Source organism: Photobacterium panuliri, from assembly GCF_059920555.1.
Genome location: NZ_CP197193.1, coordinates 309,305 through 324,358, shown reverse-complemented (window position 1 = coordinate 324,358; position 15,054 = coordinate 309,305). Strand labels below are relative to the sequence as shown.

Below are 15,054 nucleotides of genomic sequence, written 5' to 3'. Positions count from 1 at the left end.
TACTTTAAAGAAATGATGCAAATACCACTATACACGCCCTAAATTGGTGAATATTTGCACAATAGCAGCGCGTACTCCCCTTTAAAATCAGACCAAAGCGATTGTTTTTTACGCTAACGGAAAATTATTTTTATCATGACGAACAACAACCTCACTTGGATTGTATTTTTTTTCATTTAGCCCACGAAACATGATCACCGTCACAAAACATAAGACACATCAAAAAATCCATAAAAATCAATTAATATCAGCAATATAAAATCAACCACCATTGGTAAATGCCTCGAGATTTGTTTAGCCTTCATAAGGTATTTCTGTCTCACCAGAGAAAGATAAATTAACCTTTTCTGTCGCATAAAATTTTCTCATTTTACCTACTGTGATTTTGGCCTCATATTCCCATTTCGGGCAGGTTCTCATCCTGCTTGCCGATGCAATTTTTCCACCCCAAATATTGGTACTTCTCGCTATCAAGCAAACTCACCATAGTTTGGGATACGGCTATTGCCTATGCGGGCGCGCTCTTCTGCCGCGTCTTTATTCTTAAAAAACATTTCTGTTGGAGATTGGGTAGTGAATCAAGTCGCTACAACCCCTGCGCGCTCTAGTATCTGGGTGCCGGTTACTGGACTTAGCATTTTTGCAATTGCGTCCGGCTATTTAATGAGCCTTTTGCCATTGGCACTGGGCCATAACAATCTGCCAACACAAGCGGCCAGTTGGCTTGCAAGTGCCTATTATATCGGTTTACTAATCGGCTCCTTGATGATTGAGCCGGTGATTAAGCGCATCGGTCACCGCATGGCCTTTGTGACCTTTTTGACCTTGCTTGCAGCAACAGTCTTGCTAATGTCAGTCAATGGTGATCTCAACCTATGGCTAGGCAGCCGTTTTATCGCAGGTATTGCGGTCGCGGGGATTTTTGTCGTCATCGAGTCATGGCTACTGATTGGTGACAGCAAAGAAGAACGCGCTAAAAACCTTGGCCTATATATGACGTCGCTTTACGGTGGCACAACCTTGGGGCAGTTCGGCATTGGTATTTTCGGTACAGCTGGAATGATCCCCTTTGCCGTTGTTCTTGGGCTATTGCTAGCTGCTATGTTGCCAGCCATTGCCGCCAAAGGTGCAAAGCCCAATGTGGAACAGCACATCAGCCTCTCGCTGCGCCAAATCCTAGGCTTGAGCAAACCTGCTTTTGTTGGCTGTATCGTCTCAGGGATTGTTATGGGCTCAATTTATGGGCTATTACCTCTGGCCCTTAAAGCTGAAGTCAGCGGTAACGATAAAATCAGTGTGCTCATGGCCGCAACAGTACTTGGTGGTATGGTTATTCAACCCATCGTCGGTAAACTTTCCTGCCGCATGTCAAAAACTGTCCTGCTGGCACTCATGTGCTTACTAGGTGTGTTTGCGATGGGCTTATACTTAGTCGATCAAAGCTACGTGACTCAAATTGTTGCGCTGGCACTCTTAGGTATGTCTGCATTTGCACTCTACCCTATCGCAATCACCCTGGCCTGTGACGGTATCCCCTCACAGTCCATTGTTTCGGCAACGCAAGTCATGCTGTTTTGCTACAGTGTGGGATCAGCCTTGGGCCCGGTTGCTGCTGATTTCTACATGGGACAAGAACAAGGCCTAATGGCTTACTTCTTCGGAATCCTACTTGCTACGTCGCTTTATATGCTACTTGTCAGCTTGAAAACCAAACCGGCTGCCGTAGCTCACTAAATCATCCACTAGATACACAAAAAGGCGGTATACCTATGGTATACCGCCTTTTTTTCGCCACTCTATACAAGCTCATACCAACCTACATCCGACCTCTTAATACGAAAAGGAGAAAAATGATCGTTGGCTGAGTGAGGGGTTGAATACAAAAAAGAACGGGCGCGACTTTCGTCGCGCCCTTGGTCTTTTATGCAGCATTCCCGCTACTATGGTGCTCCCTGCATCATTCCGTGATCAAGCTGCGTCCTTCAGCGTCTTCCTTTGCATATCCGTCCTGGATAAGTCCATTGGTCTCGCCTTGACCCGTCGCAACATCCCGTTACGACTCTCATCTCCAGCCTGGAGGTGTCCGTTGCCTCATCCTGAAGCGATCCCTATATGTCATCCTTACCAGCAAGTATCCTACTTACTTTATCGGATCCATCCGATGTTCCCTTTACACTCCCTGCTCGACAAATCATCCTGATTTACCGACCTCTTCCTGAGGGTGCCGCACTCCTTGGCTGCTGTTCTATTCCAATTCATCAGCTCCATCTGACAAGGGTAAGATTAAAGGATTGACATTTTTCGGCAATCGACAAAGATCACATTTTTCAACCACAATAATCCCACCATATATAAATCTTAGCTAAGCTATTGAAAAAATACGATTTTAATTTCAATTAATGGCTATTCCACCATAATTAAACCGCCATATTCCTACCGACGTGTAAGAGATCTCGCACATCATATTCCCCCAACATCCTTTTCTACAGAGACAGTCATAAAAAAAGCCCGCGTTATATCGCGGGCTTTTCATATTTATTTTCTGGCTATTAGCCGGCAAAACGATAGAAAACAGTTGCCAACGGTGGCAAATCAATTGCAATTGACTGTGGCAAACCGTGGCTCTCTACTTCTTCTGTTGGCAAAGTCAGGCAAACTGTCGCGTCACTTCCCCAATACTTACTATCGTCAGTATTCAGAACCAACTCATAACAGCCGGGAACAGGCACGCCCAATCTGTAACCTGATCGCGGTACAGGTGTAAAGTTAGTTACCACCAGTACCTTGTCACCATTGAGTGCGAATCGCTCATGGGCCAGAATACTGTTATCGGCATCATCCTGCATCCGCCACTCAAAACCGGCAGGATCACAATCTTGCTCATACAGGGCTGGTAATGATGTGTAGAGATGGTTCAAATCTCGAACCAGCGCCTGCATACCACTATGGCGTGGATACTGAAGCCAATGCCACTCCAACTGCCCTTCATGCGCCCATTCCGCACTTTGGGCGATCTCTGCCCCCATAAAGTTCAATTTCTTCCCTGGCTGGCCATACATGTATCCCATATAGGCGCGCAAGTTAGCCGTCTGTTGCCATTCATCACCCGGCATCTTGTTGAGCAGCGATCCTTTTCCATACACCACCTCGTCATGAGACAGTGACAATACATAATTCTCGCTAAAGGCATAGACCATCGGGAAGGTCACGGTATTATGGTGGTATTTACGGTGCACTGGCTCTTCTTTGATATAAGAGAGGCTATCGTGCATCCACCCCATATTCCACTTAAAGCCAAACCCCAATCCGCCCATGCTGGTTGGCTTGGTCACTCCCGGAAAAGCCGTCGACTCTTCAGCAATAGTCATCGCATTCGGGTAGAGGCGATAAACTTCCTCGTTCACCCAACGTAACAAACTAACAGCATCGAAATTGACGTTACCGCCTTCGTGGTTAGGGATCCACTGATCATGCTCACGCGAATAATCCAAGTAGAGCATGGATGCGACCGCATCGACCCGCAGACCATCAATATGGTAGTGCTCAAACCAAAATAAGGCGTTGGCAACAAGGAAACGACGAACATGATCACGTCCGTAGTCATAAATGTAGCTTTGCCAATCTTGATGCCAACCACGGCGTGGGTCAGGATCATTAAACAGTGCCGTACCATCGAAATTCGCCAAGCCATGCCCGTCTGACGGGAAATGTGCTGGCACCCAATCAAGTACAACCCCGATATTGGCCTGATGGCATTGATCGACAAAATACTTGAAATCGTCCGGTGTACCGTAACGGCTAGTTGGCGCAAACAGGCCAATCGGCTGATAACCCCATGAGCCATAAAACGGGTGCTCTGATACCGGCATCAGCTCAACATGGGTATAACCCATCTCAGTCAAATACGGGATCAACACCTCTGCAAGCTCGCGATAATTCAGGAACTCGCCTTGATCATTGGTTCGCCAAGATCCCGCATGCAATTCATAGAAAGACAACGGTTGCTGATGCTTCGGTGTAACTTCTCGTCCCTGCCACGCACCATCATGCCACTGATACTTGGACTGGTCGTACACCTTGGAAGCAAAAGATGGGTATTGCTCAGAATAGTAACCCCATGGATCGGCCTTGTGCGGCAGGCTATTGCCTGCACTGTCCTTAATCTCGAACTTATAGCGGGTATCGGCTTCCAAGTCAGGAACAAACAGTCCCCAAAGGCCATCGTCCAGCCGCTGCAGCGGATGGCGGCGGCCGTCCCAGCCATTAAAGTCACCCACCACGCTCACTGCAGAAGCATTCGGTGCAAACACCAAAAAGCGTACCCCCGATACGGGTTTCCCAGCTCGGTTCAGAGTGATTAGCTGAGCCCCCATCTCGCTATGCATTTGATCAGGCGCCTGCACAACAGAATAGGATGGAATCAAACGGTGGAACTGATAGGGATCATACAAAGTCTGCTCACCTTCCGGCCAGCAGATAACTAATTGATAAAGCTCTGAGGTAAAATCACGCTCGCCATGCAGTACAAATCCGCTGTCACCTTCTCGTTCCAGAGACAGGCGCTCGCCGCTACCAGTCAGCACCGCAACGCTTTCTGCCCCCGGCAAAAATACGCGCAAAGCGATATTTAGAGAATTGTACTGTGGGCCTAAAAATGAAAATGGGTCTGAAAATGCAGCCCTTTCGAGCTGCACATATTCCTTCTCACTGCGTGTCACGTTCAATGTGTCCAACGCATTACTCCTGATTACTGATTGTGTGATGCTTTTTCTCGTGTTTCTGTCAGGCGACGAGTCAAATCAACAATGTTCTGGCGGGTGAAAATATCATCCAAAGAAGCCGATAGCTTACGGCGCCAGTTCGGATATTCATCAACCGTACCAGGGATATTGACCGGCTTATCCATTTCTAGCCAATCTTCAAGCTGCAAACTCAGCAATGCACTTGCGCCCGATGCCAGATGAAGTTGCATCGATTCACTAAGGTTCCTGTCCATAGGTACATATGCAGCATTATGCCCAACACCTTCAGGAAGATAACCATGCCATGCCAAACTATCAAGGATTTTTTGTTTGCTTTCCGCACGGGAATCAAACAAGCCCTGTAGCTGTTCCTTATTGGGATACAAGCCCAACTCCTCGCCCATTTTCAAATCATCACAGTGCCAGAAACCACGCAAGGTAGGCATATCATGAGTACACAAAGCCGCCATTGACTGTTGGGTGTAATGCGAAGGCGAATAGAAGCCACCATCTTCTGCTGTCTCGAAGAAGAAGACTTTATACGAGTGGATACCTGCTGTTGCCAGCTTGTCAACGATTTCATCCGGTACCGTACCCAAGTCTTCACCGATAACCGTACACTGGTAGCGATGGCTCTCTAGTGCCAAAATGGCCATCATGTCTTCTACCGGATAATACATGTATGCACCCTTGGTTGCGTTCTCGCCTTTAGGGATCCACCAAAGACGAAGCAAACCAAGTACATGGTCAATACGCAATGCACCACAGCTACGCATATTGGCACGCAATAGATCGACATACGGCTGGTAGGCACGCTGTTGTAGCACCTCAGGGTTAAGCGGTGGAAGGCCCCAGTTCTGGCCTAGAGGACCAAGGATATCTGGTGGCGCACCAATGCTGACATCTTGGCAAAGTGCACCGTGATCCGCCCATGTCTCAGAGCCGGAGTCACAAACCCCTACCGCCAAGTCACGGTACAGGCCGATAACCATGCCCTTTTCCTGAGCCAATTCATTAACTTCAGCCAACTGGGTATCAGCAAGCCACTGCAGGTACATGTATAGCTGTACTTGCTCGTTATGCGTTTTAATAAAGCTCTGAACCGCAGGGTTATCAAAGTGGCGATACTGCTCGGGGAATACCGGCCAGCCCCACGTTGACTCGTCGTCTTTCTTCAACTCGGCATGAAGCGCATCGAATGCCGCTTGGTGCAACAGGCTCTCACCGCCTTTTTCGACAAATGCCAAAAACTGCTGCGCACGAGCCGTATTCTTGTCGAGGTGGCGCTCACGGAATGTTGCGAACAACAAAGGCAACACCGCCATTTTCAGGCAAGAAACCTCACTGTAATTTACCCAATTGGCATCACGAGCAGCGTTCAAACGCTTCTGGAACTCAGCGCTTCCCACTAATTGTTGTGCTTCATCACATTGGGCAAACTCACTTACCGAGCTCACGTCAATGTACATCAGGTTCAGCCAGCGACGTGAAGACGGGCTGTATGGGCTCGCACCTTCTGGGTTCGCTGGAAATAGAGAGTGAATCGGGTTTAGGCCAACAAAGTCACCACCACGGGCAGCAACATCAGCAACGAGCTGTTTCAGATCGCCGAAATCACCGATACCCCAGTTATGGTTAGTGCGAATTGAATACAGCTGAACACTGGTACCCCAGAGTTTCTTATCGTTAAGCAAGGCTTCTTGCTTGTAACAAGAGGTTGGAGTGACAATCAAGGTCATTTCAAACGGAGATTTACGGCGCTTACGGTACACTTCCAGTTTATGGTAGCCCCAAGCCAGATTATCAGGCAGGGCAAACACCAACAGCCCGCCTTCAGCACGGTCATCTTGTACCAACTGAGACTGCAACCAGCCTTCCAGCACGTCACCTTGTTCGGTTTCCAAACGCCAGCTGAAATCGCTAATCCGAGCACTCTGGCCCAGATGCATTTCAATATGCATAGGCTCGCCACTGCGGATCACCTTCACCGGCGCCATAACATCTGGGCGCAGATGCTTGTTCGCAGACTCCAGCAGTGCTTCATCCGAACTTGTGTCGTAGCCTAGCGACGTCAGCAAACGAACGATTGTTTCGTTATCGACGCGCGCTTCATCTCCCCAAGCGCTGATATAGCTATCGGCAATACCAACTTGGTCAGCAACTTGTTTTAGTACTTGATTGTCTTTCATCGTTCTCTCCGTTAGCGGCCTTTCGGCCGCTACGATGTTAGGGTTTTGCTGATATCAATTCAGACACTGTTGCCACAGTGTGGTTTAGCGTTTTACTGGCTCAAGTTTCCAGATGTTATTGGCGTAGTCTCGAATACTACGGTCTGAGCTGAACTTGCTCATCAATGCCGTGTTCAAAATAGCCTTGCGGGCCCATGTTTTCTGATCACGGTATTGTGCATCGATTTCTTCGTGAGTCTTCACGTAATCGGCAAAGTCAGCCAGTACCAGGTATGGGTCTCCACCATCCAGCAAGTTTTGGCGAATCGCCGCTAGCTGGCCAGGATGGCCTGGTGTGAATTCATCAGTATTCAATAACTCCAGAGCTGCACGCAGTAAGCTATCAGCATGGTAATAACGGTAAGGGTCATAACCCTCGTTCTTCAATTTTTGTACTTCGTCCACCAGCAAGCCGAAGATGAAAATGTTGTCATCGCCAACTTCTTCGCGCATTTCAACGTTAGCACCATCCATCGTACCGATGGTCAGTGCACCGTTCATCGCAAACTTCATGTTGCCGGTACCCGATGCTTCCTTGCCTGCGGTTGAAATTTGCTCAGAGACATCTGCCGCTGGGAATAGAATTTCCGCAAGGCTAACACGGTAGTCAGGGATAAATACCACCTTCAACTTGCCGCCAAGGCGCTCATCGTTGTTTACTTTTTCTGCCACTTTATTGATGGCAAAAATAATATCTTTCGCCAGCGCATAGCCTGGAGCCGCTTTGGCACCAAAGATAAACACGCGAGGATGCATATCGAACGTCGGATCATTCAGAAGACGGTGATATAGCGACAGAATATGCAGCAAATTCAAATGCTGACGCTTGTATTCATGAAGTCGTTTAATTTGGATATCAAAAATCGCATTAGTATCTAGTTCGATACCCATGTTTTCATTGATCCAATCAGCCAAACGCTGTTTGTTCTCTTTTTTAACCGCCATGTAACGCTGCTGGAACGCTTCGTCATCAGCAAATTTCTCAAGGCCAGCGATCTTCTCAAGGTGTGCAGGCCAATCGTCGCCAACTTTCTCACTGATTAGTGCTGACAACCCTGGGTTACAGTACTTAATCCAGCGACGCGGTGTCACACCGTTGGTCACGTTGGTCAAACGTCCAGGGAACAGCTCATTGAATTCAGGGAACAAGTCACGCTTAACAAGCTCTGAGTGCAATGCTGCTACACCATTAACCGCGTATGTACTTACCACACAAAGGTTGGCCATCCGCACCATTCGCTGTGGGCCTTCCTGAATAATGGACAGCTTACGCTTCACTTCATTGTTACCCGGCCATGTTTTTTCAACCTGCAACATAAAGCGGTGGTTAATCTCGAAGATGATCTCCATATGGCGAGGCAACATCTGCTGAATCAATGCCTCACTCCATGTTTCCAGTGCTTCTGGCAACAAAGTATGGTTGGTGTACGCGAACGTGTGCGAACAGATTTCCCAGGACTGATCCCAGCTCATCTTAAAATCATCGATAAGCACACGCATCAGTTCAGGAATAGCAATCGTTGGGTGAGTATCGTTCAGCTGAATAGTTTCCAGCGATGCAAGATCTTCAATCTTGTTGCCTGCCGCAAGGTGGCGGCGAAGAATATCGGCAACTGAACACGCGCAGTGGAAATACTGCTGCATCAGACGCAGTGCCTTGCCTTGATCGTGATTGTCATTTGGATAAAGCACTTTGGTTACGTTGCCCGCTTCCAAAGCTGGGTATTGCGCACCCACATAGTCACCATCGTTGAATCGTGACAGGTTGAACGGCGCAGAAGAACGGCACTCCCAAAGACGCAGCGGGTAAACGCTGTTGTTGCCGTAGCCGACAATTGGCAAATCCCACGCAATACCTTCAACGGTCATACCCGGAACCCAACGGCGGCAGTTATTGCCCGCATCATCAACATAGGCTTCAACGTGGCCGTAAAGGCTTACATGCTGAGTCAGTTCAGGACGAACGACCTCCCACGGGTAGCCTTCAATACCACGCCACGCATCTGGCGCTTCTACTTGGCGACCATCTACAAATGACTGACGGAAAAGACCGTACTCGTAGTGCAGACCGTAACCTACGGCAGGGTATTCCTGCGCAGCCAACGAATCCATAAAGCAAGCAGCAAGACGGCCCAGGCCACCATTACCCAAAGCAGGGTCTCGCTCTTCTTCTAGCAAGTCGGTCAGGTTCTGGCCCAACTCTTCCATGGCCGCAGCCACATCTTCATACAAGCCCATGCTGATCAGGTTGTTGCCTGTCAGGCGGCCAATCAAAAATTCTAACGACAGGTAGTTCACACTGCGTGCTTTCTCTGACGCCAGTTGCTGTTCGGTCGCCAGTAGATTGCCGGTGCTGATTTCAGCCAGTGCTTTGCCCATTGCCATATACCAATTACGTGGTGTGGCATTCTCTACTGTTGCGGCATAGGTTGTCGTAAGGTGCTTCTCAACGGCAGCTTGAAAAGCGGCCTTGTCAAATTGTTGTGTCTGACCATTTTTAGACATGGCTCAATCTCGCTCTAGGATGATTTCCAATTGTGTTTAATGTTGCCTTCATTAATCATCCGAAACATCCTCCCGGAAAAAGGAGGATGAGGGATGAGTATCAGGGGCGTAGTTACCAGACCCCCTCACTTTCTGTGACAACCTGCAAGTTTTCAGGGGGTAGAAGGCAAATCATCACCATTTAAATGCAAATCACTGCATATAAAATGAGTATATTTCTATGTGCAATGGAGTGAGTATTTATTTTAGAAAGATCCAATAAGTGTGATTTAGTTCATAAATCTAAGGGTGAGATGCGGAGATTTGCTGAATTAACTCAAGCCCAATGTAAAGTTATGGGCCAGATCAAAAGTTGTGAGATTCTTTTCATGCAAGATATTCTCCGCTCTTAGTCATATACCCAAGCTACCTCAAGGTATAGGATTCAAACGGCAGTGAATCGCTATATCTGCAAATCCGTGCCCTGATGAGAGACAGATATACTCTTACGGAAACAACGCGTTAGATGTAGCTTGGGTATATGACGATTTTCCTACACTCATCCCTGAGGTAGTAGGGCACAATGGAACTGAAACCTTACAGGTAAGATAGCTAAGACTATGTGGATACCTTCTAAACTGACCCGACCGGCTCGCCTTCACAATGCCATTCTTCGCCCGCGTTTGTTGAAAACGCTGGAGCAAGCACCGTTCTATCACCTTGTGCTTTTTCGCTCCCCAGCCGGTTTTGGCAAGACAACCATGGCCGCCCAATGGCTTAATGAACACCCGCATACCGGTTGGTTCAACATAGATGAAAACGACAACGATGCATTTCGCTTTGCCAATTACCTTATGCAAGCAATCAACAAAGCGACTAACAACAGCTGTCAACGTACCCAAGCCATGGCCGAGCGCCGCCAATTTGCCTGCTTGAGCACCCTCTTCAGTGAGTTATTCGGAGAACTGAGCGACTACCGTGAACAAACTTATCTGGTGTTGGACGACTATCATGTAATCCATAATGACGAAATCCACGATGGCCTCCGCTTCTTCCTCAAGAACATGCCGGATAACCTTACCCTCGTCGTCACCAGCCGAACGCTGCCTCCGCTGGGAACCGCCAACCTGCGCATTCGTGATCTCCTTATTGAGGTCGACAACGATTTGCTGGCCTTTGACGAGGAAGAAACCGAACGCTTCTTTAGCAAACGAATCGGCGACAATATCGAAGAAACAGTGCTTCGTACCCTGCACCGCCAAGTAGAAGGTTGGCCATCCGCCTTGCAGCTCATCGCCCTCCATGCCCAGCAGAACCCGAACAACCTTGTGGCATCGGCTGAATCGATGGCCAGCTTCAACCGTGGCCACCTCTGGGACTATCTTGCCGAAGAAGTGTTCGATCAGCTCGATCACGAGACCCAGCAGTTTTTACTGCATTGCTCGGTACTGGATATGTTTAATGCACAGCTCGTCAGTGATCTTACTGGCCGTAGCGATGCATTGGCGATGCTGGAATCCTTAAACCGCTTCGGCCTGTTCCTCAATACCCTTGAAGGCGACAATAATTGGTACCGCTTCCATAACCTATTTGCCGAATTCCTCCGCCACCAGCGCTACGCCCAAATTCCACAGCAGCGCGCGGAGCTACACGCCCAAGCAGCCCGAGCCTGGCTCAAACAAAATTCACCGCAACAGGCACTGCTTCATGCCCGAAAATGCGAAGATACGCTACTCGTCATCGATATTCTTTGCGACTATGGCTGGGAAATGTTCCACCACGGCGAAATGAAGTTACTCGAAGATGCCATCTCTGCCATCAGTCACGATGAACTCTACACTAACCCGCGCCTGTGCCTATTGAGAATGTGGCTTGTACAGAGTCAGCACCGCTATAACGATGTCGGTGATATGATCACCGAATCTGAAGCCGAGTTACAAAAGCGTAATATAACACTGGATGATGCGATTCTTGGTGAATTCAATGCACTTCGAGCCCAAGTCGCTATTAACCAAAGCAAACCGGAGCTAGCACTAACCCTTTCTGAGCAGGCGCTAGGGCAATTACCGTCAACAACCTACCGCAGCCGCATTGTCGCTACCTCGGTCGTCGGAGAAGTGCACCACTGCCTCGGCAATCTAAGCCGAGCCCTACCAATGATGCAGCAAACCGAAAAAATGGCACGCCAATACCACGTCTATCATCAGGCGCTATGGGCGTTGTTGCAACAATCAGAAATTCTATTGGCACAGGGCTATGCCCAAGCTGCTTTTGAACTATTGGACCAAGCCTTCAAACTGGTACGCGAACAGCACCTCCAGCAAGTGCCCCTCCATGAATTTCTCCTTCGTTTACGAGCACAGATCCTATGGTGCTGGAACCGCTTGGATGAAGCGGAAGAAGCCGCCCACAAAAGTCTTGAAGTGCTTGCGCCCTACGACGAAACCAAATCGCTTCATGCCTATGCCATGCTGGCACGCATCGCCATTACCCGGGGCGAACAAGACAAGGCTGCTCGTTACCTTGACCTCTGTAACAGCATGATGGATCGTTCCTGCTATCATATCGACTGGCGAGCCAACACCGATCTAGCCAACCTGCTTTACTGGCAACTTACCGACAACATGGAAAGTATCCGTAACTGGCTAGTAAAAGCCGAGCAACCTGACGGAGCCTGCAACCACTTTCAGCAACTACAATGGCGCAATATCGGCCGGGCCTGTGTCAATCTCGGAGAGTTTGAACGCGCAGAAAAAATATTTGCGATGCTTGAAGAAAGTTGCAAGAAACATAATCTGATCACAGATAAAAATCGCAACCTTGTGATACAAGCAATCTTGAGCAAGTTACAAGGACAACGTGAACGTTCCCTAGCGCAGCTCAAAGAAGCGATTTCGCTAACCAACAGTACAGGTATGATTGGCATCTTCCTGTGTGACGGCAGCCAAATTTGCGATTTGCTGCAAGAGCTCGTTGACTCGAAAGCACTTAATGAATTTGAGCTTCACCGCGCCCGTCAGCTACTCAGGGAAATGACGAGCAAGGAGCGTAATCGCTCGGTGCACTTTGATGAGAGTTTTGTCGAGAAACTGCTGAACCTGCCGGATATACCAGAGCTTATCCGTACCAGTCCGCTTACCCAGCGAGAATGGCAAGTCCTTGGTTTAATCTATACCGGTTACAGCAACGAGCAAATTGCCTCGGAGTTGGATGTGGCTTCAACAACCATCAAAACCCATATCCGAAATTTATATCAGAAGCTTAATATCGCAAACCGACAACAGGCCATTGAAACAGCAGAAAAATTGTTGAAACTCATGGGATTCTAGGAAAGAGTCCATCAGGTTAAGGATAACCTATGATTGAATGGTGCAAAGATCGCCTTTGGTACCAAGATATGCCGCTCACAATGAGCGGCATTCCTGTCGGTACACGCATGACTGTGATAAAGCTCGACAACGAACAATTGTTGATCCATTCACCCATTGAGCTTACCACCCAAATACAACTTGAGCTGACCAAACTAGGGAAAGTTTCGGCCATTGTCAGCCCAAATATGAACCATCATCTATTCTTGTCAGAATGGTGGCTTGCCTACCCCAACGCCTATTTCTATGCCCCACCCGGCCTTCAGCAAAAGCGCACCGATCTCGCATTCGACGATGCACTCGGCAGCCACTGCCCTCCCCAATGGCGCAATCAGCTTTTTCAAACGTTGCTTCGCGGGAGCGACCGGATGGAAGAGGTTATCTTTTGTGATCCCATTTCGGAGACCCTAATAGTTGGCGACACCCTTGCTTGGTTTCACCAAAGCCGCCACCCACTGACCCTATTACTGGGTGTACTGAACGGTTGCTACTACCAACCATCAATGCCTCTGTACTGGCGTATCACCTTCCATAACAAGACACGATTACGACAATCATTGCAGGAAATTCTAACCTGGCCCTTCGACCGAATTATCCTTGCTCATGGGAAGAACATCCCAACCAATGGTAAACAAGTGCTTCACCGTGCATTTCAATGGGCACTAAAAGCATAATTAATGCCCGCTATTATCCATTAATGCTTGTAATTGATACAATTTTGCCTTGTGTCAATAAAACGCCAGTTATCGAGTCAACCCTGTTCATATGTGATATGAGTCACTTAAAGTTCAATATTAAGGCGTATATTTCAGACAATTAATCTTGTTGGAACATCGAATTATGAACGCATCAAAATTATATGTCAGAGATATTCTTGGCCTTGGCCTCGTCATTTCAAGCATTATGGTTATGCTCGGAGTGATCTTCAGCATACTTGGGCTGTTTAATTATTTGTCCAACGAGGTATCTTACGCCACAACATACTTCCAAACTGCTATTCCGCTATTGTGCTGTGTCATGCCCTCTATTCTGCTTGCTAAAGTCATCAATAAACCGCAATGGGTACATGACATCCAAACCTACCAGCTAGAAGCGGCCAAAAGATTCAGCCAGACTCATTAAAGACCGAGCCCTCAAACAATGACCTCGATACGCTTTCTCGTTTAAAGATCCAGTATCTTCAGGGCATATAAACAAAAGGGACTCATCAGAGTCCCTTTATAATCATTAGCGTGGTCGAGCAAACACCTGAGTCCAGTAATTACGGTTGTTGTTCCCCGTATCCATTCCTGCCCCCATCTCTGTTACGCTACTGCTCATAATATTTTTACAGTGACCCGGGCTATTCATCCAAGCCGTCATTACCGCATCAATGTCAGCCTGACCATAGGCAACATTTTCTGCCCATGATGAATATTGGTAGCCAGTACGAGAAATACGTTCACCCGCATCACTGCCGTCACTCCCTGTATGGCTCATGTTCTGCGTATTGGCCATATCAATGGAATGCAACTGAGCAGCATCTTCAAGCTGGGTATTCCATATCAACGCCGGTACGGCTGGCATGATTTCACCACCACAGTTTTGCTGTTGCTTACGCGCTTGGTTAACAGCAAAAAGCATTTTCTCAGCAAATGTTTCGCCCGGAACTAATACCTCATCATCACCATTGTTAGTATTGGTGTTATCACCTGCATTACCGGTATCAGTACTGCCGTTATCTACTGAACCGCTATCTACAGAACCACTGTTATCCGGCGTTGTTGGTGTTGGCGTCTTGTTTCCGCCCGTGGAGTTCGTAGACGATGAATCAGAGCCACCGCCTCCGCCACAACCCGCAAGAACCAATGCAGAAAACAGTACAGTGATAGGAATGAGTTTCATAATATAACCAGCCGTTGATGTTTATCCGATGGGAATAAAAGGCAAAATAAGCCCCGCACTGTCATCGCAGTGGCATTCCTCTGGGTAATATATAATAGTAATACAGTCATGTTTGCGGGCACACTATACTGACTACCGGCTGAACGCTTCAATATGCAACGGGTGTTTTTTAATCAAACTGACACGATACTGACATATTCAAAAGGGCACAGCTCTTACATAAAATCAATAAGATCATGATTTATAAAAACTATTACAAATTATCACTCTGCATTGATTTATGTCGATGTTCACAAACCCTAATGGCTGTATACATAGTCAATACGGACTGCCACCATAAAAATAAAA

At 47.9% G+C, this 15,054-nt stretch carries 8 protein-coding genes; 4 read left to right on the top strand and 4 right to left on the bottom strand.

Features of this window, described 5'->3' with window-relative positions:
- The first annotated feature begins 573 nt into the window (after positions 1–573).
- Positions 574–1,734 (top strand): MFS transporter, encoded by a 1,161-nt coding sequence (locus ACSF8X_RS17565; protein ID WP_047879915.1) that lies wholly within the window; start codon positions 574–576, stop codon positions 1,732–1,734.
- 815 nt (positions 1,735–2,549) lie between these two features.
- Here the strand turns inward: ACSF8X_RS17565 and glgB are convergent.
- From glgB to ACSF8X_RS17550, 3 genes are all read right to left on the bottom strand, one after another.
- Positions 2,550–4,694, bottom strand: coding sequence for a 1,4-alpha-glucan branching protein GlgB (glgB, locus tag ACSF8X_RS17560; RefSeq protein WP_500852112.1), 2,145 nt, complete (start codon positions 4,692–4,694; stop codon positions 2,550–2,552).
- Between the two features lie 53 nt (positions 4,695–4,747).
- On the bottom strand, positions 4,748–6,931 hold the full coding sequence (malQ, locus tag ACSF8X_RS17555; RefSeq protein WP_500851832.1) for a 4-alpha-glucanotransferase: 2,184 nt from the start codon (positions 6,929–6,931) through the stop codon (positions 4,748–4,750).
- Positions 6,932–7,015: 84 nt separating this feature from the next.
- On the bottom strand, positions 7,016–9,475 hold the full coding sequence (locus ACSF8X_RS17550; RefSeq protein ID WP_500851831.1) for a glycogen/starch/alpha-glucan phosphorylase: 2,460 nt from the start codon (positions 9,473–9,475) through the stop codon (positions 7,016–7,018).
- 599 nt (positions 9,476–10,074) lie between these two features.
- Between ACSF8X_RS17550 and malT the strand changes: the two genes are divergently transcribed.
- The 3 genes from malT (at position 10,075) to ACSF8X_RS17535 (ending at position 13,944) form a co-directional block, all read left to right on the top strand.
- Positions 10,075–12,783: an HTH-type transcriptional regulator MalT gene (gene malT, locus ACSF8X_RS17545; RefSeq protein ID WP_047879911.1), complete on the top strand. Its 2,709-nt coding sequence runs from the start codon at positions 10,075–10,077 to the stop codon at positions 12,781–12,783.
- Positions 12,784–12,812: 29 nt separating this feature from the next.
- Positions 12,813–13,496, top strand: coding sequence for a DUF4336 domain-containing protein (locus ACSF8X_RS17540; protein ID WP_047879910.1), 684 nt, complete (start codon positions 12,813–12,815; stop codon positions 13,494–13,496).
- Positions 13,497–13,662: 166 nt separating this feature from the next.
- Positions 13,663–13,944 carry a hypothetical protein gene (locus ACSF8X_RS17535; RefSeq protein WP_047879909.1) on the top strand — a complete coding sequence of 94 codons (282 nt, stop codon included), beginning with the start codon at positions 13,663–13,665 and terminating at the stop codon, positions 13,942–13,944.
- A gap of 105 nt (positions 13,945–14,049) precedes the next feature.
- On the opposite strand, the gene ACSF8X_RS17530 is transcribed toward ACSF8X_RS17535, so the two are convergent.
- Positions 14,050–14,706 carry a CAP domain-containing protein gene (locus ACSF8X_RS17530; protein WP_500851830.1) on the bottom strand — a complete coding sequence of 219 codons (657 nt, stop codon included), beginning with the start codon at positions 14,704–14,706 and terminating at the stop codon, positions 14,050–14,052.
- Positions 14,707–15,054: the final 348 nt, after the last annotated feature.